The 21,341-nt window shown below is 67.9% G+C and carries 24 protein-coding genes; 9 read left to right on the plus strand and 15 right to left on the minus strand.

What is annotated here, in order from left to right:
- Positions 1–210 precede the first annotated feature (210 nt).
- Both FZ029_RS18170 and FZ029_RS18175 read right to left on the minus strand, forming a co-directional pair.
- Positions 211–1,026, minus strand: coding sequence for an ABC transporter permease (locus FZ029_RS18170; RefSeq protein WP_149270693.1), 816 nt, complete (start codon positions 1,024–1,026; stop codon positions 211–213).
- Positions 1,023–1,811, minus strand: coding sequence for an ABC transporter ATP-binding protein (locus tag FZ029_RS18175; RefSeq protein WP_149270695.1), 789 nt, complete (start codon positions 1,809–1,811; stop codon positions 1,023–1,025). The genes FZ029_RS18170 and FZ029_RS18175 overlap by 4 nt, the downstream gene beginning before the upstream one ends.
- Before the next feature lie 176 nt (positions 1,812–1,987).
- Here FZ029_RS18175 and FZ029_RS18180 point away from each other — a divergent pair, with 176 nt between their 5' ends.
- Genes FZ029_RS18180 through FZ029_RS18190 form a run of 3 tightly spaced genes read left to right on the plus strand, consistent with a single transcriptional unit; the run spans position 1,988 to position 4,844 of the window.
- Positions 1,988–3,106, plus strand: a complete 1,119-nt coding sequence (locus tag FZ029_RS18180) for an ATP-grasp domain-containing protein (RefSeq protein WP_247892371.1) — start codon at positions 1,988–1,990, stop codon at positions 3,104–3,106.
- The gene (locus FZ029_RS18185; protein ID WP_149270699.1) at positions 3,103–4,011 is read left to right on the plus strand and encodes a RimK family alpha-L-glutamate ligase; all 909 of its coding nucleotides are present in this window, start codon (positions 3,103–3,105) and stop codon (positions 4,009–4,011) included. Before FZ029_RS18180 ends, FZ029_RS18185 begins: the two co-directional genes overlap by 4 nt.
- A complete protein-coding gene (locus FZ029_RS18190; protein WP_149270701.1) occupies positions 4,008–4,844 on the plus strand; it encodes a dihydrofolate reductase family protein in 837 nt (278 codons plus the stop codon). Before FZ029_RS18185 ends, FZ029_RS18190 begins: the two co-directional genes overlap by 4 nt.
- Positions 4,845–4,917: 73 nt before the next feature.
- Here FZ029_RS18190 and pqqA read toward each other — a convergent pair whose 3' ends face one another.
- From pqqA to FZ029_RS18240, 10 genes are all read right to left on the minus strand, one after another.
- Positions 4,918–4,998, minus strand: coding sequence for a pyrroloquinoline quinone precursor peptide PqqA (gene pqqA / locus FZ029_RS34060; RefSeq protein WP_085083035.1), 81 nt, complete (start codon positions 4,996–4,998; stop codon positions 4,918–4,920).
- 522 nt (positions 4,999–5,520) lie between these two features.
- The gene (gene fae, locus FZ029_RS18200) at positions 5,521–6,051 is read right to left on the minus strand and encodes a formaldehyde-activating enzyme (protein WP_282183574.1); all 531 of its coding nucleotides are present in this window, start codon (positions 6,049–6,051) and stop codon (positions 5,521–5,523) included.
- A gap of 312 nt (positions 6,052–6,363) precedes the next feature.
- Positions 6,364–6,786 carry a hypothetical protein gene (locus FZ029_RS18205; protein ID WP_149270704.1) on the minus strand — a complete coding sequence of 141 codons (423 nt, stop codon included), beginning with the start codon at positions 6,784–6,786 and terminating at the stop codon, positions 6,364–6,366.
- Between the two features lie 37 nt (positions 6,787–6,823).
- Complete coding sequence (locus FZ029_RS18210; RefSeq protein WP_149270706.1) at positions 6,824–7,003, minus strand: hypothetical protein; 180 nt, start codon at positions 7,001–7,003, stop codon at positions 6,824–6,826.
- A 117-nt stretch (positions 7,004–7,120) separates the two neighbouring features.
- Positions 7,121–8,095 (minus strand): PQQ-dependent catabolism-associated beta-propeller protein, encoded by a 975-nt coding sequence (locus FZ029_RS18215; protein WP_149270707.1) that lies wholly within the window; start codon positions 8,093–8,095, stop codon positions 7,121–7,123.
- Positions 8,096–8,108: 13 nt separating this feature from the next.
- A complete protein-coding gene (locus FZ029_RS18220) occupies positions 8,109–9,263 on the minus strand; it encodes an ABC transporter substrate-binding protein (RefSeq protein WP_247892372.1) in 1,155 nt (384 codons plus the stop codon).
- 82 nt (positions 9,264–9,345) lie between these two features.
- Positions 9,346–10,101: a formylmethanofuran dehydrogenase subunit C gene (locus FZ029_RS18225; protein ID WP_149270711.1), complete on the minus strand. Its 756-nt coding sequence runs from the start codon at positions 10,099–10,101 to the stop codon at positions 9,346–9,348.
- On the minus strand, positions 10,098–11,009 hold the full coding sequence (fhcD, locus tag FZ029_RS18230; protein ID WP_188051974.1) for a formylmethanofuran--tetrahydromethanopterin N-formyltransferase: 912 nt from the start codon (positions 11,007–11,009) through the stop codon (positions 10,098–10,100). Before fhcD ends, FZ029_RS18225 begins: the two co-directional genes overlap by 4 nt.
- Positions 11,009–12,685 carry a formylmethanofuran dehydrogenase subunit A gene (locus FZ029_RS18235; RefSeq protein WP_149270713.1) on the minus strand — a complete coding sequence of 559 codons (1,677 nt, stop codon included), beginning with the start codon at positions 12,683–12,685 and terminating at the stop codon, positions 11,009–11,011. The genes fhcD and FZ029_RS18235 overlap by 1 nt, the downstream gene beginning before the upstream one ends.
- A complete protein-coding gene (locus FZ029_RS18240; RefSeq protein WP_149270715.1) occupies positions 12,679–13,935 on the minus strand; it encodes a formylmethanofuran dehydrogenase in 1,257 nt (418 codons plus the stop codon). Before FZ029_RS18240 ends, FZ029_RS18235 begins: the two co-directional genes overlap by 7 nt.
- 297 nt (positions 13,936–14,232) lie before the next feature.
- On the opposite strand from FZ029_RS18240, the gene FZ029_RS18245 reads away from it, so the two are divergent.
- Genes FZ029_RS18245 through FZ029_RS18270 form a run of 6 tightly spaced genes read left to right on the plus strand, consistent with a single transcriptional unit; the run spans position 14,233 to position 19,834 of the window.
- Positions 14,233–15,249 (plus strand): beta-ribofuranosylaminobenzene 5'-phosphate synthase family protein, encoded by a 1,017-nt coding sequence (locus FZ029_RS18245; RefSeq protein ID WP_149270717.1) that lies wholly within the window; start codon positions 14,233–14,235, stop codon positions 15,247–15,249.
- A 47-nt stretch (positions 15,250–15,296) separates the two neighbouring features.
- Positions 15,297–16,202 (plus strand): NAD(P)-dependent methylenetetrahydromethanopterin dehydrogenase, encoded by a 906-nt coding sequence (locus FZ029_RS18250; RefSeq protein ID WP_149270719.1) that lies wholly within the window; start codon positions 15,297–15,299, stop codon positions 16,200–16,202.
- Entirely contained in the window at positions 16,202–17,176 is a 975-nt protein-coding gene (gene mch, locus FZ029_RS18255) for a methenyltetrahydromethanopterin cyclohydrolase (RefSeq protein WP_149270721.1), read from the plus strand. The genes FZ029_RS18250 and mch overlap by 1 nt, the downstream gene beginning before the upstream one ends.
- Positions 17,173–18,042 carry a triphosphoribosyl-dephospho-CoA synthase gene (locus tag FZ029_RS18260; RefSeq protein WP_149270723.1) on the plus strand — a complete coding sequence of 290 codons (870 nt, stop codon included), beginning with the start codon at positions 17,173–17,175 and terminating at the stop codon, positions 18,040–18,042. The genes mch and FZ029_RS18260 overlap by 4 nt, the downstream gene beginning before the upstream one ends.
- The gene (locus FZ029_RS18265) at positions 18,039–18,974 is read left to right on the plus strand and encodes a quinoprotein relay system zinc metallohydrolase 2 (protein ID WP_247892373.1); all 936 of its coding nucleotides are present in this window, start codon (positions 18,039–18,041) and stop codon (positions 18,972–18,974) included. The genes FZ029_RS18260 and FZ029_RS18265 overlap by 4 nt, the downstream gene beginning before the upstream one ends.
- A gap of 35 nt (positions 18,975–19,009) precedes the next feature.
- A complete protein-coding gene (locus FZ029_RS18270; RefSeq protein WP_149270725.1) occupies positions 19,010–19,834 on the plus strand; it encodes a quinoprotein dehydrogenase-associated SoxYZ-like carrier in 825 nt (274 codons plus the stop codon).
- Between the two features lie 31 nt (positions 19,835–19,865).
- Here FZ029_RS18270 and FZ029_RS18275 read toward each other — a convergent pair whose 3' ends face one another.
- The 3 genes from FZ029_RS18275 to FZ029_RS18285 form a co-directional block, all read right to left on the minus strand.
- On the minus strand, positions 19,866–20,210 hold the full coding sequence (locus FZ029_RS18275) for a hypothetical protein (protein ID WP_149270727.1): 345 nt from the start codon (positions 20,208–20,210) through the stop codon (positions 19,866–19,868).
- A gap of 210 nt (positions 20,211–20,420) precedes the next feature.
- On the minus strand, positions 20,421–20,615 hold the full coding sequence (locus FZ029_RS18280; protein ID WP_109075760.1) for a hypothetical protein: 195 nt from the start codon (positions 20,613–20,615) through the stop codon (positions 20,421–20,423).
- Between the two features lie 235 nt (positions 20,616–20,850).
- Positions 20,851–21,324 carry a hypothetical protein gene (locus tag FZ029_RS18285; protein WP_149270729.1) on the minus strand — a complete coding sequence of 158 codons (474 nt, stop codon included), beginning with the start codon at positions 21,322–21,324 and terminating at the stop codon, positions 20,851–20,853.
- Between the last annotated feature and the right edge of the window lie 17 nt (positions 21,325–21,341).

Raw genomic sequence — 21,341 nt, forward strand, 5'->3', positions numbered from 1 at the left:
CGAAAATGCCGGGACACGACCGTTGGCGGGGTTCTAAACTGCCCCGCACTATGTTGGCGACGCTGACATTCAGTGTGCTCAAACAAAGATAGGCTGTGAAGATTATTTTCCGCTACCGTTCGAAAGTTTTTGGAAGAAGCGAAATAACGGAAGGAATGGCACAGGGGTGGTACCCAATTGGCTGGAGCGGCAGAGCTTCCGCTTGCAATATCAGGCCTGTTCGGCCGGTCCGCCCCGCCGCGCCCAGAAGCCGCGCCCGGGATCGTAGGCCAAAACCGCGGCCCCCAGGAACAGCACCAGACAGCCGGTCACCCAAAGCAGCGCCATCACGTCGACTCGGAGATAGAGGCTGAAGCGGATCAGTTCCACCGCCTGCGTAAACGGGTTCCAGGCGGCGATCTGGTACAGCGTCGGACTGCCTTCCTTGATGCGCCAGAGCGGATAGAGGGCGGAGGAGGCGAAGAACATCGGGAAGATCACGAAGTTCATCACCCCGGCGAAATTCTCCAGCTGTTTGACGAAGGAAGACAGCAGCAGGCCGAGCGCCCCCAGCATCAGCCCGCTGAGCAGCAGTGCCGGCAGCGCCGCGAGATAGCCCAGCGGCGGGGGCTCCACCCCCCACAGCCATGCGATGCCGAGGAAAACATAGACCTGCGCGATCGACACCGCGACGCCGGCCAGCAGCTTGGCGACCAGCAGGTACCAGCGCGGCAGCGGACTGACCAACAGCGTCCGCATGCTCCCCATCTCGCGGTCGTAGACCATCGACAGGGAGTTCTGCATGCCGTTGAACAGCTGGATCATCGCGACCAAGCCGGGCACGACATACTCGTCGTAGAGGATGTAGGTCTCGTAGGGCGGGATGATCGAAACCCCCAGCACGGCGCGGAAGCCGACGGCGAAGATCGCCAGCCAGACCAGCGGCCGGACCAGTGCGGCGAAGAAGCGTTCACGCTGGTGCAGGAAGCGCAGCCCCTCTCGCACGATGATGCTGCGCAGGCAGTACCAATAGGTGGCGGCGCTCATGGCCGGCGCTCCCCTGTCGTCAAGGCGGCGAAGGCGATGGGCAGAGTGGCGCCGCCCGACTCGGCACAGACCGCGCGCACGCTGCCGGAGGCGCGCAGCCGTCCCTGATGCAGAATGACGACGGAATCCTCGTCCTTCGCCTCGTCCAACAGGTGGGTGGCCCACAGGACCGCCAGCCCCTGCTCACGGCAGAGTGCGCGGACATGGCCAAGGATTTGACGGCGCGATTCGGTGTCCAGCCCGACCGTCGGCTCGTCAAGCAGCAGCAGGTTCGGCCGGTGTACCAGGGCGCGGGCGATCTCCACCCGCCGCCGCTGGCCGCCGGACAATGCCCGGACCTTGTCGTCGGCGCGCTCGGCCAGTCCGATGCGGGCCAGTTCCTCCCGCGCACGGGCTTCGCAGTCGGACGGCGCCATTCCGTGCAGGCCGCCATGGTAGCGCAGGTTCTGACGGACAGTCAGGTCGAGGTCGAGCGTTGGCTGCTGGAACACCACGCCGATCCGCTCCAGCGCGCGGGTCGGCTGGCGCCGCAGGTCGAAACCGAAGATGCGGATGGCGCCGGTGCGGTTGGAATAGAGCCGGGTGATCAGCGAAAACAGCGTGGTCTTTCCCGCCCCGTTCAGGCCGAGCAGCATGGTGAAGCCCCCCGGCGGCACGGCAAAGGACACGTGGTCGAGCGCAACGCGCTTGCCGAAGCTGTGGCTCAACTCCTCCACGGCCAGGGCGGGAGGGCCGTGGATCGCCGGAATCGACGGAGGGTCCGCAGGCATCGCGGCGTCAAACATCCAGTCTTCCCCCAGGCGGGTACCCTGTGCCCCCTTGCCCAAGCAGCGGTCCCTGGGCGACGTCAGGCGGGCGGCACGGGCCGTTGTTCGGAAGGGTCATTGCAAAGATGGCTGCTGCGCATGATTGTTGGGATTGCGAATGGATGTTCAAGATGCTTTCGCAAGGGGAGCGGAGCTTGACCGCGACGGCAGTCCCGGAATTCGTGGTGGTGGCGCTGTCGGCGCGGGCACTGGTGGCGAGCGCTTGCCGCGACGGGCTGCGCGTCGCTGCGGTGGACCTGTTTGCCGATACCGATACAACCGCCCTGGCCGACCCGTGCCTGACGTTGCCGTCACGGCAGCTGCGCATTCCCGCCGCCGCATTGCGACGGGCGCTGGCCGCGCCGGACCTGTCCCGGCTGCCGCTTGTCTATGGCGCCGGGTTCGAGGATCGGCCCGAACTGCTGACGGCACTTTCACGCGGCCGGCCGGTGATCGGCAACCGGGCGGAAACGGTGGCGCGGTTGAAGGAGCCGTTCGCCTTCGCAGACCTGCTTGCCAGCCTCGGCATTCCGCATCCGGAGGTCGCCACGGCGCCGCCGGCCGACGCCGGGGGCTGGTTGATGAAGCGTGCCGGCGCCAGCGGCGGCGCTCACATCCGGCCGGCCTCCTCGCGATTGCCGGCCGGCCATTATGTCCAGCGCCGCATGGCCGGGCGTCCGGTATCCCTGCTGTTCCTGGCCGATGGCCGCAGCGTGCTGCCGGTGGGTTTCAGCCGGCAATGGGTGGCGTCGGCTCCCGGCCAACCCTACCGCTATGGCGGGGCGGTCGGCCCCATGTCGGCTTCCGGCGGGACCGCCGCGGCGATGATCGATGCGGTGTCGCGGATCGCCGCCGCGGTGGGGCTGGTCGGGCTCAACAGCGCCGATTTCCTGGCGGGACCGGCCGGCTGGTGCCTGCTGGAGATCAATCCGCGGCCGGGTGCGACGCTCGACCTGTTCGACCGGCCGCCGATGCCCAGCCTGTTCGGCCTGCATGTGGACGCCTGCGCCGGGCGGCTGCCGGCCGAACTGCCGTCGCTCACGGGCTGCCGCGCCGCCATGGTGGTCTACAGCACCGTGCCGATCCAGCTTCGGGATGGCTTGTGCTGGCCGGATTGGACCGCCGACCGTCCGCGCACGCCCGCGCGCATTCCTGCGGGCGCTCCGCTCTGTACCGTGATGGCCGACGCGGCCGACATGAAGGAAGCGCGCCGCCTTGCCGGCCAGCGTGCGCGTGAGCTGTATTTGCAACATGCTTTGGCGGAGGCGGCATGACCGGTGCGGTCGCTTTGTTCACCGATGGGGCCGACTGGCATGCGGCACGGCTGGAGCGGGCGATCACACGCCGGGGAGTCGAATGCCGGCGCGTGCCGCTGAGCGGCTGCGGCTTCGCCGTCGGACGCACTGGGACGGGGCTTCTGCTGCCGGGATTCGGCGATACGCTGCCGTCCGGTGCCTTCGTGCGCGTGGTCGGGCAGGGCAGCTTCGAACAAGTGACCTTGCGGCTGGGGGTGCTCCACGCGCTGGATCGTCTGGGGGTGCCGGTCTACAACACGGCGCGGGCCATCGAGCGCTGTGTGGACAAGAGCACCACCAGCTTCCTGTTGGCCCATGCCGGCCTGCCGACGCCGCCGTCCGTGGCCGTCCAGTCCGCCGAACTGGCCCGCGCAGCGGTGGCGGACTCGCCGGATTGCGTGTTGAAGCCGTTGTTCGGCGCCCAGGGGCGCGGTCTGCGCCGCTTGTCGCGGCCGGACGAGGTGCCGGAGCCCGAAGCCGTCGCCGGCGTCTATTACCTGCAGCCCTTCATCCCGCCGCGCCGGGAGGGTGAATGGCGCGACTGCCGGGTCTTCGTCGTCGGCGGCGTTGCGGTGGCGGCGATGATCCGACATGGCCGCAACTGGATCACAAATGTCCATCAGGGTGCCAGCTGCGAGGCGTTGATCCCCGAAGGCGCCGTCGCCGATCTGGCGGTGCGGGCCGCCGCCGTGGTCGGTGCGGACTATGCCGGCGTCGATCTGATTCCCGCCCCCGGTGACGAAAACCGCTGGCTGGTGCTGGAAGTCAACTCGATGCCCGCCTGGCAGGGATTGCAGTCGGTCAGCAAAATCGACATCGCCGATGCGCTTGCCGCCGATTTCCTTCGCCGGGTCGATGCCGCCGCTTCGGTAGGGCTGCGATGACAGCGCGCATGCTCCGGCTCTATCCCGGTGCACCGGAGGAAATCGCGATTCCCGGCGCCTATCTTGCCCACCGCCTGCATGAGCGGGGAAGTGCCGCCGCCCCCTTCGTTTATGCCAGCTTCGTCGGCAGTCTGGACGGACGCATCGCGCTGCGCGATCCCGTCACCGGGGAGAGCCGGCTGCCGGCCGGGCTGGTCAGCGGCAACGACTTCCGACTGTTCCTTGAACTTCAGGCGCAGGCGGATTGTCTCGTCACCCATGGCGGCTATCTGCGCGACCTTGCGGCCGGGCGGCTGGACGATGTTCTGCAGGTCGGCACGCAGGAAGCGACGCGGGAACTTGCGCAATGGCGTGCGGACAACGGCCTGCCGCCGCAGCCGGCGGTGGTCGTCGCCAGCGCCAGCCTGGAGTTCCCGATGCCGGACTCGCCGGCGCGCCATGGTCAGCGCGTAATCATCGCCACCGGCGCCGGGGCGCCGCCCGACCGGGTCGCCCGCTGGCGCGCCGCCGGTTACGAGGTGCTGACCGCGGGAGCAGGACTGTCGGTGGAAGGTGGGCCATTGGTGCGCGAACTGGGCAGCATGGGCTTCCGCAGCCTCTATCTGCTGACGGGACCGCGGATGCTCGACACCATGTTGCGGGACGGCAGGCTTTCGCGGCTGTATCTCACCACCGCGCATCGCCTGCTCGGCGGAGAGAGCTTTCACAGCATGCTGTCAGGCCCGGAGTTGGGCGATGCTGGCCGGCTGCGGCTCTGCGCGCTGCATTATGATGCGAGCGCACCTGACGGCACCGGGCAGTTTTTCGCCCATTTCGAGCCGCGGCCGGCCTGAGTGAAAGATCATGAGTGGAAAGCGTGGACGGATGTTTGAGGGAAGGGTCACCCTTGCCGATTGGATGCGCCGGTTACAAACCGGCACAGGCGTAGGCGTTGATCTCGGTGCCGACCGAAATCTCGACAATCGTCGGCTTGCGCCAAGTCTTCATATCCGCTTCCTCCGCTGGAATGGGCGATCAGGCAGGATTGCCGGGGAGAGCCCATTAGGAAACTGTACCCCTGTCGCCCCGAAGCGACCATAACCCCAATGGATAGTGACGTGAGAATTATGGCTAGTTCTTTGTGCGGCGTAAAATGGGTGCCGGGCGGATCCTTCATTTGAACTGGAATAATTCTATGCAATAGCCGCTGATTTAGCAGGATGTCGAAAAAGCTCTAAAGTTATCTAAAATGCCGTTTGATTGTGCCTGGATGACTTGAAGTGCCATCCGCCAGCGATGGCGATCGAAAAATGTCCAGTGAACTGAAGGTATTCCGTCCTTTCCTGCCGATCAGCAGGGGGCGGCACGAAGCTGGCCGCCGGAATCTACAGAGTCTTTCGCGTCGAGGTCGATCGGTCGCCATCGCTCGACCGTCGGCGAAAAATGCGGCCGACCCTGCAACAGCACCGGAAGGGCGGCGACCGCATCACGACCGCGGGCCGCCGCCATCCGGTTGGGCGCCAGCGGCCTTTAGCCGGCGGCGAACGGATGCTTTGCCGAATCCTTCTGGTTCAGCAGATCCTTGAGGGTCGGGAATCCCGACACCGCGCGTTCGATCGCTTCCTTGGTGGCGCGGTAGTTGTAATCCTGGATCTTGGCGTTGTCCTTGGCCTCCCAATGGATGAAGACGCCGACGCAGATGAAGATGTTGTCGATCTCGTCCTGCGGGATGGTTCCTGCGGCGACGCAGTCGGCGACCGCCTTGGCGACGCCGTGCTGGGCCGGGCCGAACATCTGGACCGCCTGCTCCGCGCCCTTGATCGTCACCTTGTTGAACAGGATGGTCGAGGGCTTGCATTGCAGATTGGGGGCGATGACCGCCAGCAGGCTGGTGAAGCCGTCCTTGTTGTTGGTCAGCGCGTTGCAGAAGGCGGTCTCCGCGGCGCTGCCGCGCGGTCCCATGATCAGGTCGATATGCGCAACCTCGTTGCCGTCGCCGACCAGCGATTCGCCCACCAGCACACGATTGATTTTCGGGGATGACCCCTGCCACATGCCCATCGCCGCTTTCTCCCATGCATTTTGAAATCATTGGAGGACCGCCGCAGGTCATGCGGGGCACGCCGGTCGCGCCGATCCAGCATGACTGATCACTGGATACCTGCGGGCACGGCGTCGGTCACGGCAGCCATTATGGCATCTTGTTTGTTTTGCCAACAAACTCTCAAAAGAGGTTCGGAGTAACTTGAAATCGCAGCCGCCGCCTTCCCGCTTCCCTGGTTCCGACCGGGATGGCACGGCCTTTCGGACAGTGCTACCCCATCTTCGGTGGCAGCGGCCGCGATCATGTCACGAAGCCGGGCGAAGTGCCGGTTACTGCTTGTCCTTCTTGTCATCCGATTGGCCGGAGCCGCCCTGGGTGACCGGATGCCCGCCGATCGCACCCTGACGCTCCTTTTGCAGAGAGTCTTTGGGAAGCTGTCCGGTGGGTGACGTGGCACCCTCGGTTGAGGAGCCGGAACTGCCCTGCGATACCGGCGCACCGCCGATGGCCCCCTTGCGCTCGCCGGGAAGCGAGTTGGGCGGCAGCTGTCCGGTGTTTCCGGTCAGCTTGCCTTGCGGGTCGGTGCTGTCGGACGAATTGGTGCCCGTCGCGCTGTTGCCGGTCGACGTGCTGCCAGCCGAATTGCTGCCTGTCGACTGGGCGGAGGCGGGCAGCGCGGCGATGGCGATGCCGACGGCAAGGCCGGCGGCGCATGCAAGGCTGTTCAGGGGCAGAGTCTTGAGGGATTTCATCGCATATCTCCGGAAATGGGCAATCGTGGCAAGGGGATCATGACCGCTCGGTTGTGCCGCGCGCCGCATCCGGCGGCCGGTCGGCCCTGTCCTTGCCGCTCTTCTCGCCCATATGCGATACGGTGTCTTTTCGCTCGTCCTTCTCGAACTCGGCCTTGTCGTTCAGAACACTCTTCTTGCCGGGCGTCGGCGGTTGTTCTTCTGGATGCTTCTCCATGATTTCACCTCCCAAGAGGCTGGGCCGCCGTCGACGGTCGCCGACGCACCCGGCCTCTTGCGTCAACCGGCAGGTCCGGCCGTGGGTTCCGTCATGCTGCGCATCTTACGGGCCGCCTCACGGCTTGACGACGATGCCCCAGGGTGCGCCGCCGACCGGAATGCTCTTGATCACCTTGTTGCGCTCCAGGTCGATCACCGACAAATCGTTGCTGATGCCGTTGGTCGTGTAGAGCCGTTTCTCGTCGGGGGAGAAGGCGAGGTTCCAGACGCGCTGCCCGACAAGGAAATAGCGCTTTACCTCAAAGCTGCCGGTGTCGATTTCGGCGATCCGGTTGGCCGGTCCCAGCGCCACGAAGGCGCGCTTGCCGTCCTTGGTCATCTGGATGCCCACCGCCTGGATGGCTTCGCGCCGGACGCCGGTGACCTCGAACCTGATCTTCTTGATGACCTTGAGCGCCGCCGGGTCGATCACGCTGACCGTGCCGCCGATCTCGCTCGACACCCAGACCTGTTTGCCGTCGTCGGTGAAACGGGCGACGCGCGGCCGGCTGTCCACCAGCACATTGCCGATGACGCTGTGTTTCTCCGTGTCGATGAAGTGCGCCATGTTGGTGGTTTCGGAGGTGTTGACCAGGATCCTGCCGTCCGGGCTGATCCCCATTCCCTCCGGCTCGACGCCGACCTGGATGTTGCCGATCGCCTTGCGGTCGGCCACGTCGATGACCGTCACCATGTTGTCGTTCTCGTTGGCGACATAGAGCTTCCTGCCGTCCGGAGACAGCACGAACAGCTCCGGATCGGGGCCGGAGGGCAGGGTGTGGACGACCTTGCCGCTGGCGATGTCCACCACGTCGATGCGATTGTCGTCGCCGACACAGACAAAGAGCTGCGTCCCGTCGGCGCTCAGCGTGATGCCGCGCGGCCGGCGGCCGACCTTGATCTTGTTCTTGATCTGCAGGCTGTCGCCGTCGACCACGGCGATCTGGTTGTCCTTTTCGTTGGACACGAAGATGGTTTCGGCAAGAGCCGGCTCGGCCAGCAGGACCGGACCGGCAAGAAGCAGCATGGTGCAGGACAGCAGGAATCGCATGGTGTGGTCCGCCCTATCGGTTGAGACGGCATTTGCTTTCCGGCGCATCGTCGCCGAGCGTGTCGAGTGGTGTCACCGGGTGCAGGAAACCTTCCTGCGGAGACACCGAAACCAGCATCCGCGGCCCGGCGATCAGGATGGGCTGGCGCATCTGCCCGTTCCAGGCGCGGAAGGAGAGGGCCTCGCCCTTGAAGCCGGCCAGTTCGAAATCGGGGCTGTGCAGATAGGCGGTCAGGTCGTCGAAGCTGGTGGCGTTGGTGCGGGCCGCGGCCTCCCCGACGCTGCGCACGGCGAGCCAGGCGGCATAGTCGCGCGGCGTCATCCAGCGGCCGGCCAGCTTCTCGAAGCGGTTTTGCATCTGGGTGCCGCCCCACTGCTCGTTCACCCGCGACCATGCGGTGGCGGTCAGCCCCTGGGTGCCGGCGACCGGGCGCGGATACCAGGTACGGCCATCGAGATAGTCGCCGAAGTCGCCCGCCTCGTCGGCGACGATCAGCACGTCGTAATCCGGCCCCTGGGTCGCGAGCGGGATGTCGGACTGGATGGTGGTGACGCCGGTGTCGGTTCGCCGGTTTCCGGTGTCGAAGGTCCAGGGCTTTTCGTCGACGATCCGGCCGCCGAAACGCTTCGCCGCGCGGCGGACGGCCTCGGCATAGAGCGCGTCGCCGGGATCGCGGCCGGTCAGCAGGCTCCATCGCGTCCATTTCTTCCAGGCGAGGTACTGCGCCAGCGCGTCGGCCAGCATGCGCCGGCTGGGGGCGGTGTGCAGGATGTTCGCCCGGCACTGTTCGTTGCGCAGCGCGTCGTCGGTGGCACGCGCGTTGAACAGCAGCATGGATTTGGCTTCCGGCCGGTCGGCGGCGGCGAGCAGCGCGTCGGCCGGCAGGTCGGCGACGACGAACCGCACCCCCTCGTCCGCCAGCGTCTTCACACCGGCGGAGATGTCGCCGTCCTGCGGCAGGACCTGTTCCACCAGCCGGTAACTCTGCTTCAGGAACACGCCCGTCGTGTTGTTGTCGGCGAGCGCCAGCCGGGCGCCCTGAAGCCCCTCGTCCGTCGCCACCGGCTCCAGGAAGCTCAGCGGCGTGCGCGGGTCCTCCTGGCGCGCGAGGTAGCCGATCAGGATCACCTTGGCGCCGGCGTCCTGAGCATCGGTCCCCTGGGCCATGGCCGGTGGAGCAAGGGCAAGCAACCCGATGACCGGCAGAGCCGCAGACGCAAGGCGGCACATCGATAAGCGGGATCGTCGTTCAGGCCATCGCCAGAATTTCACCATGCCCTCCTTCCGCAAGGTCGCCGATGAACCGATGGGCGCGGGTGTTGCCCGCACGCTCGAACCAGCTTCCGGTCCCCTCCAATCCGCGCCGCAGCAGATGCAGGAACAGCCAGTCACGCGTGCCGCCATCGGCGAAGCCATCGGGCACCGTATCCTGCCGCCGACCCAGCAGCAGAGTGCCGCGGCGCATGCCGAAGCCCGGATGCGGGCCGCATCCCCCACCGGCCGCCAACGTCCCGGCCACCATGAAACCGGCGGCATAGGCGCCGACGACGCCATCAACCACGATGATTCCCCGCCGCATCCGCTCGGCCGCCCGGTCCCCGGCGCTGCCGCCGACGCCGATCAGCCCGCCGCGCATCCCAAGCGGCAAGCCGGGCAGGGCGCCACCCAGCGCGTCGCCGGCATTGCCCGCGATGCGCAGCAGGCCGCCGTTCATTCCGGCGCCCGCATGGCTGCCGACATCGCCCTCGACCAGGATGCGGCCGGACACCATGCCGGCGCCGACCCGGTGCAGAACGGCCTCCCCCGGCCGGATCAGCATCGCTTCGGCCGCATCGCCGGCCGAAAGCTCGAACATCTCGCCGACCGTCGTCACTCCCCCAGCGCAGGGAAGCGGCAGACCGGCGATGTCCTCCGCCGTCAGTCCGGCCAGATGTTCCGGCAGCAGGGATGACATGTCCACGGTCGTCCCGGCATCGCCGCGGAAGTTCAGGGTCAGACCGCTCATGCCATCACCTCGTGGAGGTGGAAGTGGTGCGGTCCCAGTTTTCCGCCGTAATTGCCGGCGGTGATCGCCAGCACGCCGGCCGCCGTGCCGCCGGCCGCGGCGGCGGCGATGCCGGCCCGCATGCCGGCGCGGATCGCCGCCTCGTCGGTGCCGTCCAGCACCAGTTCCAGCACCGCCTCGACGTCCGGGGACAGCAGGGTTTCCGGTTCGACCGCCCGCAAGGTGGGGCAGAAGCGCGTGTTGGTGGAGGCGATCAGCGCCTTGTATTTCGATCCGACCTTGGAGCCTGAGCGCACCACCCCGCCGGGGAAGGGCAGGATGATGCCCGGCAGCGGCCGGATCGCGGCGACCGCCGCCTCCGCCGCGGCAAGACACTGGCGGTGGCTGGCGGCCAGGATCAGGAAATTGCCGCCGCCGATCCCCTTGGCGACGGCGACGCTGTCTTCGCAGACGAACTCCCCGTCCATCACCGGCAGGCGCCAGAATCGCCGGTCGCCGAACCTCTTGGAGATCTGGTGCCCGTCGCCGAAGTAGCGCAGTCCATTGCCGAGCGGGATGCGCTTGGCCCCCTGGAGAAGCCCTGCATAGCAGGCCGACCCCGGCGAGGTCATGATGCATTGCCCGACCCGGTTGACCACCAGCTTGGCGAGGTCGCCGGTGGACATGCCGAAGATCATCACCGCGGCCCCCGGCCGGCTGTCCGGCGTCTCCTCCGGCGTCAGCAGGCGCTCCACCGCCGCCTCGCAGCCGCAGCCGATGACGGAGGTGGCGAAGCCGGTCAGGCTGGACGTTGCCGCATCCACCCAGGCGGGCGTGTCGGCGGTGATGACCAGCCGTGTGTAGGTCATCGGAAACGCTTCGGCGAAGGTGTCCTCGATGCGCACGCCGTTGATCTGCATCTCCGCCATCACGGCACCTCCCGCCGCCGGCAGGGGTGAAGCTGCGGCCCGGCGCCATGGCGGATTTCCGCGTCCTGGATGCGGAAATGCTTGATCGGCAGGCCGATGCGCTCGTCGAAATAGTGGGCGATGCGGCGCTCGATCAAATCGTCGAAGCCTGGACGGACGACATGGGTGCAGCCCTGCGCCATCGCCACCAATGCGCCGTCGCGCACCACCAGCCGGCCGCTCTTGAAGACCAGATCGGGCCGTTCGAACATGGCGCGGCGGTCTGCTAAGTCGCTGTAGACGGTCACGTCGGCCGAGGCGCCGGGCGCCAGATGGCCGCGGTCGGCAAGCCCCAGGATGCGGGCCGGCGCGGCGCGGGTCATGATGGCGATTTCCCCCAGCGTATATTCGCGGGTGATCGAGCCCAGCGTGGTGTGGGCCGGCGCGTCGGGATGGATCTCCGCCAGCTTCGCCAAGCGGTAATCGCGGTCCATCAGCAGCCGGATCAACTCCGGGTAGAAGGTGAAGGGCGCGCCGTTGGGGTGGTCGGTGGTCAGGAACACCCGCCACGGATCGTCGAGCAGCAGGAACAGCTCCAGCCCGATCGCCCATTGCAGGGCGTTGACATAGGATTTGTCGCGATAGCGGAAGGGCACCACCCCGCATCCCGCCTCGCATTCGATGTCCATCGCCAGCCATTTGCGCGGATGGGCCAGCGGGGCGGTGTGGCGCTGGGCCATGGTGTCGGCCGACGCGGTCACCGTCTGTCCGAACATGACCTGCCCGATGTCCACCGACAGCGTCGGCGTCCGGTTCACCGCCTCCGCCAGCGCCGCGGCGCCGGAGGAGAATTTACGGTCGCCCGCCGTGTCATAGCTGTGGAACTGGATGTGCGTCATGTGCATGGGCAGGCCCGACGCCGCCTGGATGGTGTCGAGCGTCGTCGCCACGTTGCCGGGAATGCCCAGGTTGCAGCCATGGACATGCAGCGGGTGGGGCAGTCCCAGTTCGTACACCGCGCGGGCCAGCACGGTCAGGACGGTGCGCGGCGTGACGCCATAGTGTGGCCCGGCCTCGTCGAGGTCGAGCTTGCGGGCGTTGAACTTGAAGGCGTTGATGCCGCCGGGATTGACGACCTTGACGGCAAGGCTCTGCGTCGCCGTCAGCATCCAGGCGACATAATCGTTCACCGCCGCCTGTCCGGCATTGGTGGCGATCAGGTCCAGCAGGAAATCGTCGTTTCCCAGCACCAGATAGCCGCCGGTGTCGATATAGGGGATGTCGCTCATCTCCAGATGCGCGTGCCGGGCGTTGGATCCCAGCATCGCCGGCTCGAAGGCGGCGGTGAACCCCATCTCGATATAGCGGGCGCCGGTGGTGTGGGTGGAGGGCGTGGCGATGCCGCTTCCGCCCCCGATCCTGTCGCAGCCGCAGGCGCTGCCGGCGAAGCGGTGCCGGTCGTGCTCCTCCCCCATCAGCATGCGGGCGAGGTTGACCTTGCCGCCGGCGATGTGGCTGTGGATGTCGATGGCGCCGGCCATCACCACCTTGCCGGTCACGTCGTACACGGCGTCGGGTGAGACTCCAGGCCCCGGATCGGCGGTGACGCGGTCGTCGCGCAGCCAGAGGTCGGCGACCTCGCCATGTCGGCCATTGGCCGGGTCGAACAGGCGTCCGCCGGCAAGCTTCGTCAGCATCCGGCGGTCTCCTTGACTGTGGCGGTCTGGTCCAGCGCCGCCAGGATGCGGCCGATCACCCCGGCAACGCTGGGCAGGCCACGGTCGATCAGCATCCCGGCATGCAGCGCCACCACGCTGTCGGCGCGGAACACGTCGCCGGCATGGTCGATGCCCGGCGTCCCCACCGGGATGAACAGCGCCGGCTCCGGCGTCACGGCCATTTCCGGCGGCGCCAGCATGATGACGGTGCCGTTGGTGCTGAACTCCGGCATCTCCGGGCGGAAGGCGGAAATCCACAAGGTCACGTCGGCATCCTGCAGGCGGCGGCGCCAGTCGAACCGTTCCGGATCGTGCAGCGGCATGCCGTCGTCGAAGCCGGTGCGCAGCGGAAAGCCGGTACGCCAGCCACAGGCCTGATTGGCGCCGATCACATTGTCGGCACCGGACAGCGGCAGGCCGGAACAGCGGGTGGTGCCGTCCACGGTGCGGATCAGCCGGACCAGCCCTTCCACGATCATGTCCGGCTGCGGCCCCTGGAACAGACCCGCCGCCCAGATCACCACCGCATAGCGGGCGTCGCGCAGCCGGGCCGCCAGTTCGGTCATCGGATCGCCAGCGACCGTCCGGCCGGCCAACGCCGTCCGCAGTTGGGCGACCAGCATGGCAAGATCCCCGGCCGCCGGATCGACCGTTTCGATTTGCCCGCCCAGAAGTTGCGCCGTCTCCGGCATGGGCTCTCCACCCAGGAAGACGACGCTCCGCGCTCCATCGGGCACGAAGGTCGGTTCCGGAACCACCCAGCGCTCCCACAGGCGCGGAAAGGCGGCGGCCGGGTCCGGGCCGACGACGAGGACGAGGTCGCAGCGGTTGCGCAACTCCGCCAACGTGGTGGTCGACCAGCCGAAGCGGCGCAGGACCGCCAGATTGCGGAAAAGCACATCGGACCGCTCATGGTCCACCGTCGCCCCGATGCGCTCGGCCAGAGTCAGGGCGGAAAGCACGCCATCCACATCGGTCGCCAGCCCGGCTATCAGCGGTGCGCGGCTGGCGCCCAGCAGCCGGGCCGCCTCGGCAACGGCATCGTCGATGGAAACAGCGGCTCCGGCCATGCGGGCGTCCGTCGGCACCGCCGCGGACCGGCGGAACAGCCGGTCGGCCTGCGGGCAGCCGCTGGGCCGGGGGGCGATGCCGGAATCGTCCTGGTCGATTCCGATGTCACCGCAGCCGAGGCCGCAGAACGGACAGAGAGTATCGGGGTGGAAGGTCATGGCCCCCAATTCGGCTGAGCGGAAAAGTCGCTTTTGCGAAAGGACGCAGTCAATCCAAGTAGTTCGGGAAGAGCGGCGGTCTTCGCCGGGAGAGGTTCGAGCATATGGTCCGGGATAGGGCCGACAAAGTTCGGCCATGGTCGATGATCGACAGGCAGAGCGGTCCGGTCATGCCCGTTTTCCTCCCTGTATTTCCGCGTCCCGTTTGGGTTACCGCGCGTGGATACTCGTTCGCGCTACGGACAATTTTGTTCGTAACGCTAACATTGTGCGGAGACCCGCGCAAAGGGAATGCAGATGAGCCACCAGCGCAATCGGATAGGAGAGGTGTGGGTCCGTGCGCCTGCACGCCTGCATGCCGGCTTCGTCGATCTCAATGGCGGGTTGGGGCGCCGCTTCGGCAGTCTCGGCATCGCCATCGACCGGCCGGCCATCGTCCTGCGTGCCCGCCCGGCCGCCCGGCTGACGGTCAGCGGGCCATCGGCAGACCGGGTTCGCCGCAGCATCGAACGGCTGGGCCGGGAAGCGGGCCTGCCGGATGCCGTCGCCGTGACGGTGGAGGAGGCGATTCCGCCCCATGTCGGCTTGGGCTCCGGCACCCAAACGGATCTCGCGGTCGCTACGGCTCTCACCTGCCTGGAGGGGCGGGGCACCGCCGCCCGCGATCTGGCCCGCGCCTTGGAACGGGGAGCACGCTCCGGCATCGGACTGGCTGCCTTCGAGCAGGGTGGGGTGCTGCTGGACGGCGGCCGGGGCGGGCTGGATGCCGCACCGCCGGTGATCGCGCGGGCGCCATTCCCGGAGGATTGGCGCATCCTGCTGCTGCTCCATCGCGGCGGCCATGGGCTGCATGGCGCACCGGAAGTCGAGGCCTTCCGCCGGCTGCCGCCCTTTCCGCCCGACGCCGCGGCGCATCTCTGCCGGCTGATGCTGATGGTTGCGCTGCCGGCGTTGGCCGAAAGCGATGTGGAGCGGTTTGGACAGGCCATCGGCGAGCTTCAGCGCACGGTCGGCGACCATTTCGCCCCGGCCCAGGGCGGACGCTTCACCAGCCCGTTGGTGGCCGAGGCGCTGGCTTGGCTGGAGGCGCAGGGGATTGCCGGCGTCGGCCAAAGCTCCTGGGGGCCGACCTGCTTCGCCATCGTCGGCAATGCGGCGCTGGCGGAGCGGCTGGCTGGCGAGATGCGCGCGCGTTGGGCCGGTTCGCCGCTGGAGGTGATGGTCTGCCGCGGGCGGAATGTCGGCGCGACGGTGCGGAACCTGTCGGCCGAGGCGGAGCTGGCACCTCCGATCCGGCGCGCCGCGGGCGAATGACCGCACAGGTGAACCATTGGCCGGTGAACGGCTGAAAGGAGGCAGGCATGAGCGCCCCATACGTGCTGCACATGATTACGCCGCTGGCCAATGTCAGCCCGTTCGACGTCAACATGGCGGTGGATGCCGGCATCGACACGGTGGTGCCCTACACCGGCATCGAGACCGCCCAGGTCGAGGCGCTGACCCAGGACGCCATGTTCTCCCGCGATCCGAAGAACGCGGCGCGCACCGGCCTGTTCATCGGCGGGCGCGACGCGGCGATGGCGCTGGACATGCTCGCCGTCGCGCGCAAGGCGATGTTCCCGCCCTTCCAAATCTCGGTCTTCGCCGACCCGTCCGGCGCCTTCACCACCGCCGCCGCCATGGTCGCCGTGGTCGAACGAGCCCTGCGGCGGTCGGGAGTCGATGGCCTCGCCGGACTGGATGTCCAGGTCTATGGCGCCACCGGCGTCGTCGGCGGCATCGCCGGACTGATCGCCGCACAGGCCGGCGGCGCCGTCACCCTTGTCAGCCACCGCGGCGTTTCGGCCGTGCAGGGCAAGGCGGAGGAGTTCGGCCGGCGCTATGGCGTCACGCTGTCCTGCGCCGACACGTCCACCGGCGGCAAGGCGGCGCTGATGGACCGGGCGGAGGTCGTGCTGGCCTGCGGCAAGGCCGGGGTCACGGTGCTGTCGGCCGACGATCTCCGCGCGGCCAGGCGCCTGCGCGTTGCGGCCGACATCAACGCCGTGCCGCCGGCCGGCGTCGAAGGCGTCGGCGTGCAGGACGATGGCGCGCCCTTGCCCGGCCATTCCGGAGCCGTCGGCATCGGCGCGCTCGCCATCGGCAACGTCAAGTTCAAGGTCCAGCACCACCTGCTGGAGCGGATGCAGACCGGCGGCACCGCCGTCGCTTTCGATTTCCAGGACGCGATGGACGCGGCGCGGACCATTGCGGGAAAGGCCAAGTGATGCAGCAGCGCCCCAGCCTGTCGGCCCTTGCCGGCCCGCTCGCCGCCGCCCTGGTCGCCGATGCGGCACAGTTGCGGCTCGGCATCGACAGTTTGGCCGGCGCGACGATCGTCGATGGCGGGATCGCCAGCTCCGGCGGGCTGGAGGCCGGCCGGCGCATCGCCGAGTTGTGCATGGGCGGTTTGGGCCGGGTGACGCTCCAGGCCGACACCCAGTCCGGTCGCTGGCCTTTCCAGGTGGCGGTGCACAGCACCGATCCGGTGCTCGCCTGCCTGGGCAGCCAATATGCCGGCTGGAGCCTGTCGCACAAGGACGAGGCCGGGTCCTTCTTCGCGCTCGGCTCCGGCCCCGGCCGCGCCCTTGCCCGCAAGGAGACGCTGTTCGACGAGTTGGGCTATGGCGACAGCGGCGATCACGCCGTGCTGGTGCTGGAAAGCGGTGCCATCCCGCCGGCACCGCTGGTCGAGCGGATCGTGGCCGACTGCGGGGTGGCGCCGAACCGGCTGACGCTGGTGCTGACGCCGACGGCAAGCCTCGCCGGCACGGTGCAGATCGTCGCCCGCGTGCTGGAGGTGGCAATGCACAAGGTGCACGCGCTGGGCTTCCCGCTGGAGCATGTCGCCGACGGCGTCGGCGTGGCCCCCCTGCCGCCGCCCGGCAAGGGCTTCGTCGAGGCGATGGGGCGGACCAACGACGCCATCCTGTTCGGCGGCACCGTTCAGCTTTTCGTCACCGGGCCGGAGGATGCCGCCGCCGATCTGGCGCAACGCCTGCCCAGTACGGAGTCCCGCGACTACGGGCGGCCCTTCGCCGAAGTGTTCGCGGCGGTGAACAAGGATTTCTACGCCATCGATCCGCTGCTGTTCGCACCGGCCCGCGTGGTGGTGACTGCGCTCGACAGTGGACGCAGCTTCCATGGCGGACGCCTTGCGCCGGACATGCTCGACCGCTCCTTCAGCGGGACAGGGGGATGAGCGCCGCGGTGGCAGAGCTGTTCATGGCCGTCTGCCGGACGGAGGTGATGGCGTTGAAGCCCGGCAACGTCCATGTGCACGCCGCCGGCCACGGCATGACGGTGGAGGACTTCCTGCTGTCGGCGGAGGTCGCGGCGCCGGAGATCGCACGGGCGCATGCCCCGGTTGGCGAACGCATCCTGCGGTCGGTGCGGGCGACCCGCGCGGCGGTGGGCTGCAACACCAACCTGGGCATCCTGCTGCTGTGCGCCCCGCTGGCCCGCGCCGCCGAGTTGCCGGCCGCGCGTCCTCTGCGGGATCGGGTGGGCGATGTGCTGGCGGAGCTGACCGTGGAGGATGCCGAAGCTGCTTTCGAGGCGATCCGCATTGCGTCGCCCGGCGGGCTGGGCCAGGCGCCGGAGCATGACGTTGCCGGCCCGGTGACGGTGAACCTGCGCGAGGCCATGGCCGCCGCCCGGTCGCGCGACCGCATCGCCGCCCAATATGCCGACGGCTACCGCGACGTCTTCGACATCGGGGTCGCCTGCGCCCGGTCGCTGGCGGACAGGTCGGCGGCGGACGGCGATGCTGTCTCACTCGCCGAAGCCGTTTACCTGGAATTCCTGACCGCCTTCCCCGACAGCCACATCCTGCGCAAACATGACGAGACGCTGGCGGCGGCCGTGCTGGCCGAATCCCGCGCGGTGCGCAGGCAGGTGGCGGGGTCATCATCGGCAGCGCTTCGGCGCGAGCATCTGTTCGTCTTCGATGCGCGGTTGAAATGGCAGGGCATCAACCCCGGCACCTCGGCCGACCTCACCGTCGCCAGTCTCTTCGCCTATCTGCTGGAAAAGCGCGAAGAAGACCAGCCAGGAACACGGGCATGACGACCGGCCTGGACATCGGCCGTCGCCAGACCCTCGCCGCCGCGCTTTGCCTCATGGTGGCAACCGCGGCCGCATCGGCGGAGCCGTTGGCGGTGACGGAGGTGGCGCCGGGCGTCTTCGTCCACCAGGGCGTCATTGCCGAACCGGCGCCGGACAACCATGGCGACACTGCCAACATGGGCTTCATCGTCGGCGACAGCGGCGTGGCGGTCATCGACACCGGAGGCACGCCGGAGTTGGGACGGCGCCTGCGCGAGGCCATCGCCGCCCGCACGGATAGGAAGCCGGTGGTCGTCATCAACACCCACATGCACCCCGACCACATCTTCGGCAACGCCGCCTTCGCCGACGTGCCGATCGCCGGCCATGCCAACCTCCGGGATGCGCTGGCCGCCCGGCAGGAGGTCTATCGGCAGCGGCTGGCCGACGAACTGGGAGCGGATGCGGCGGCTGGCATCGCCCCGGTCCGGGTCGACCGGCCGGTTGCCGAGGAGGTGCGGATCGACCTCGGCAACCGCATCGTCGTGTTGACGGCCTATCCCACGGCGCACACCAACAACGACCTGACCGTCTTCGACCGCAAGACGGGGACGCTGTTCGCCGGCGACCTGCTGTTCGTCGATCATCTTCCGGCGGTGGACGGCAACGCGCTTGGCTGGCTGCGGGTGATCGACAGGCTGGAGCGGGTGCCGGCGGTGCGGGCCGTTCCCGGACATGGTCCCGCCGTCGTGGCATGGCCGGGCGCGCTGGACGCCGAGCGGCGCTACCTGACGGTGCTGGTGGACGGGGCGCGGCGGGTGCTGAAGGCCGGCGGCAGCATCCAGGATGCCGTTGCAAGCGTGGCGGAGGACGAACGGGACCGCTGGCTGTTGTTCGATGCATACAACCCGCGCAACGTCACGGCGACCTTCGCCGAGCTGGAATGGGAATAGGAGCGGACGCCACGGGACAAACCAGGGAGGGAGCGATGACGCGATATCCGCTATCGGGGCCGCTGATGGGCCTCTTGGTCGTCTTGTCCACGCCTGCGCTCGCCGCAGGCGATGCGACGGACGACGCGGTGCGCTGGGACGTGCTGCACGACATGTACTTCAAGGATCGCCCGATCGAGGATGCCGGCGGCCGCATCCGTATCGACGCCCCGGCCCGTGCCCATGACGCGGCGCTGGTGCCGGTGCGGGTCGAGGTCGAACCGTCGCTTCGCCTGAAGACACTGTCGCTGCTGGTCGACAAGAACCCGGTGCCGCTGGCGGCCACCTTCCGTTTCGGCCCGGCCAGCGCCGGCAGCGGCATCGAGACCCGCGTGCGCGTCAACGAATACACCAATGTCCACGCGGTGGGGGAAACCCAGGACGGCCGGCTGCTGATGACGGAAGCCTATGTCAAGGCGGCCGGCGGCTGTTCCGCCCCCGCCGTCAAGGACCCGCAGGAGGCGATGGCGCGCCTCGGCCGCATCAAGGTGAAGCTGCCGGAGACGATGACCCCCGGCAGCCCGGCCATGGCCCAGGTCTTGATCAGCCATCCCAACAGCAGCGGACTGCAGTTCGATCAGGTCAGCCGCACCTACATCCCGGCCCATTATGTCCAATCCATCGCCGTCCGCGTCGGCGGGCAGACGGTGCTGGAGGCGGACACCGACATCTCCATCAGCGAGGATCCGAACCTCCGCTTCAGTTTCGTTCCGGTGGAGGGCGGCAGCCTGGAGGTGGTCGCCCACGACACCAAGGGCGCCACTTTCACCCGCACCGTTCCACTGACGGCCGGAAGCGGCAAAAATGAGCCGGCGCTTTAGCCGCCGGCCGCGATCCTTACGGAAGCACTGGTCAGAAGCACTGGCGGTCGGCGGCGACCTGGGCCTGGCGGAATCGGTCCATCAGGTCCTTGGCCCAGCCCGAACTGCGGAATATCCCGGCGCGCTCGCCCGGCTGATCGGCCATCACCTTCACCGTCTCGATGGCCGTGTAGTCGTCATAGCTGATGCGGTCGGCGATGGCGTCGATGCTGCAGGCGCATTTCTCCATGACGATGTGCGACTGGCCATTGGATGCCATGCAGGCGATCACGTAATCGGCCCGCGCCGCCGTGGGATAGTCGTTCGCCGGGCCGGCGGCGGCAGGACCCGCCGACAGCAGGGCCGCCGCGAGGACAAACGCGATGCGAACAGGCATGGCCGGAATTCTCCCATCTTACCCATGGGTGCGTGCCGGGTGGACGGTCCCACGGTTCAGCAATGATTGCCCTATATAACAATCACGGATGCGGATGGAATTGGGCCACTCAAAAGGGGTGGGTGTCTTTCGGGGTGGGCCGCGCGGCGCCATGCCCGGGCGCATTGCGGACGCACCGAAACCCACCCGCCCCTTGCCGGCTCACTCGCGTCAAATCTGGCGCTGTCCGCATTTCCAGCGGCGGACGGTGTATTTCGGGTGCTGTTCCGCCCATTCGGCGGCCCGGAACATGCCGTTGCGTGAACAGGCCATCACATTGACGAACGGTTCCTGGAATGCGGGCCGTTCGACAGTGCAGCGGTCGGGATCGGAAACGAGGCAGACCACGAGGAACAACTCGATCATGACATCTCCAGCCGTCATGGATGTTGGGGCGACCTCGGTTGGGCGCCTCGATTCGGCGGCGGCCGTCCAGGTTCATGCACGGGGAATTATGTTGCACTGCACACAAATCCAGCGCCGGAGTCAAGGCGCATGGTTTATGGAAAACCAATTTTGTGTGAACACCGGGGACTGCGGATCGTCGCGGCGCGGAGCGCCTGCGGCAGCTTGCGCAACGCGGACAGGATCACGTCGGCGTTCATCCCTGCATCGCCTTGGCCAGGAACCTGTCGATCATCCCGGCGACGGTCTCGCTGTCGAGATCGTCCAGCCGGCAGGTCCGCACGGCGGTCGTCTTAACCGGCGTCAGGAAATTCTCGGACACCGAGGTCGTGCCGTCCTCTCCCACGTGAAAGGTCATATAGGCCCGCGGCGCATCCTCCGCGGTGTCGAGCGAGGTGAAGTGGATGATGGCGCGCGGCATCTCGTGGACGAGGTCGATGTCCTCCTGGAACCACACGGTGCCGACCTCGCGGACGATCGGTTGCCGGGAGTCGGCGATGGGACGGATGATGCGGTCGTGCAGGTCGCGGATGTCCGTCAGCATCGTCACCTTGCGGCCGTCGCGGGCGCCTTCGCCGAAATGTTCGCTGGCCTCGCGTCGCGCGGCGTCCAGCATGCGGCTGGTGCGGACCACGGCATCGATCAACCGGCTGGTGGCGTCCGAGTGCATCGCGTCTACCTCCTTGT

The sequence above is a fragment of the Azospirillum sp. Sh1 genome (genome assembly GCF_008365135.1).
Classification (GTDB): Bacteria; Pseudomonadota; Alphaproteobacteria; order Azospirillales; family Azospirillaceae; genus Azospirillum; species Azospirillum oryzae.

Excerpts from the sequence above, each read along its gene's own strand:
- FZ029_RS18240 (WP_149270715.1), bottom strand. The coding sequence starts at position 13,935 with ATGACCTTCCACCCCGATACTCTCTGTCCGTTCTGCGGCCTCGGCTGC.
- FZ029_RS18190 (WP_149270701.1), top strand. The coding sequence starts at position 4,008 with ATGACAGCGCGCATGCTCCGGCTCTATCCCGGTGCACCGGAGGAAATC.
- FZ029_RS18245 (WP_149270717.1), top strand. The coding sequence starts at position 14,233 with ATGAGCCACCAGCGCAATCGGATAGGAGAGGTGTGGGTCCGTGCGCCT.
- FZ029_RS18260 (WP_149270723.1), top strand. The coding sequence starts at position 17,173 with ATGAGCGCCGCGGTGGCAGAGCTGTTCATGGCCGTCTGCCGGACGGAG.
- FZ029_RS18225 (WP_149270711.1), bottom strand. The coding sequence starts at position 10,101 with ATGAGCGGTCTGACCCTGAACTTCCGCGGCGATGCCGGGACGACCGTG.
- FZ029_RS18275 (WP_149270727.1), bottom strand. The coding sequence starts at position 20,210 with ATGCCTGTTCGCATCGCGTTTGTCCTCGCGGCGGCCCTGCTGTCGGCG.
- FZ029_RS18205 (WP_149270704.1), bottom strand. The coding sequence starts at position 6,786 with ATGAAATCCCTCAAGACTCTGCCCCTGAACAGCCTTGCATGCGCCGCC.
- FZ029_RS18265 (WP_247892373.1), top strand. The coding sequence starts at position 18,039 with ATGACGACCGGCCTGGACATCGGCCGTCGCCAGACCCTCGCCGCCGCG.
- FZ029_RS18215 (WP_149270707.1), bottom strand. The coding sequence starts at position 8,095 with ATGCGATTCCTGCTGTCCTGCACCATGCTGCTTCTTGCCGGTCCGGTC.
- FZ029_RS18250 (WP_149270719.1), top strand. The coding sequence starts at position 15,297 with ATGAGCGCCCCATACGTGCTGCACATGATTACGCCGCTGGCCAATGTC.
- FZ029_RS18175 (WP_149270695.1), bottom strand. The coding sequence starts at position 1,811 with ATGTTTGACGCCGCGATGCCTGCGGACCCTCCGTCGATTCCGGCGATC.
- FZ029_RS18220 (WP_247892372.1), bottom strand. The coding sequence starts at position 9,263 with ATGGCCCAGGGGACCGATGCTCAGGACGCCGGCGCCAAGGTGATCCTG.
- FZ029_RS18285 (WP_149270729.1), bottom strand. The coding sequence starts at position 21,324 with ATGCACTCGGACGCCACCAGCCGGTTGATCGATGCCGTGGTCCGCACC.
- FZ029_RS18170 (WP_149270693.1), bottom strand. The coding sequence starts at position 1,026 with ATGAGCGCCGCCACCTATTGGTACTGCCTGCGCAGCATCATCGTGCGA.
- fhcD (WP_188051974.1), bottom strand. The coding sequence starts at position 11,009 with ATGGCGGAGATGCAGATCAACGGCGTGCGCATCGAGGACACCTTCGCC.
- FZ029_RS18270 (WP_149270725.1), top strand. The coding sequence starts at position 19,010 with ATGACGCGATATCCGCTATCGGGGCCGCTGATGGGCCTCTTGGTCGTC.
- FZ029_RS18185 (WP_149270699.1), top strand. The coding sequence starts at position 3,103 with ATGACCGGTGCGGTCGCTTTGTTCACCGATGGGGCCGACTGGCATGCG.
- fae (WP_282183574.1), bottom strand. The coding sequence starts at position 6,051 with ATGGGCATGTGGCAGGGGTCATCCCCGAAAATCAATCGTGTGCTGGTG.
- pqqA (WP_085083035.1), bottom strand. The coding sequence starts at position 4,998 with ATGAAGACTTGGCGCAAGCCGACGATTGTCGAGATTTCGGTCGGCACC.
- mch (WP_149270721.1), top strand. The coding sequence starts at position 16,202 with ATGCAGCAGCGCCCCAGCCTGTCGGCCCTTGCCGGCCCGCTCGCCGCC.
- FZ029_RS18280 (WP_109075760.1), bottom strand. The coding sequence starts at position 20,615 with ATGATCGAGTTGTTCCTCGTGGTCTGCCTCGTTTCCGATCCCGACCGC.
- FZ029_RS18210 (WP_149270706.1), bottom strand. The coding sequence starts at position 7,003 with ATGGAGAAGCATCCAGAAGAACAACCGCCGACGCCCGGCAAGAAGAGT.
- FZ029_RS18235 (WP_149270713.1), bottom strand. The coding sequence starts at position 12,685 with ATGCTGACGAAGCTTGCCGGCGGACGCCTGTTCGACCCGGCCAATGGC.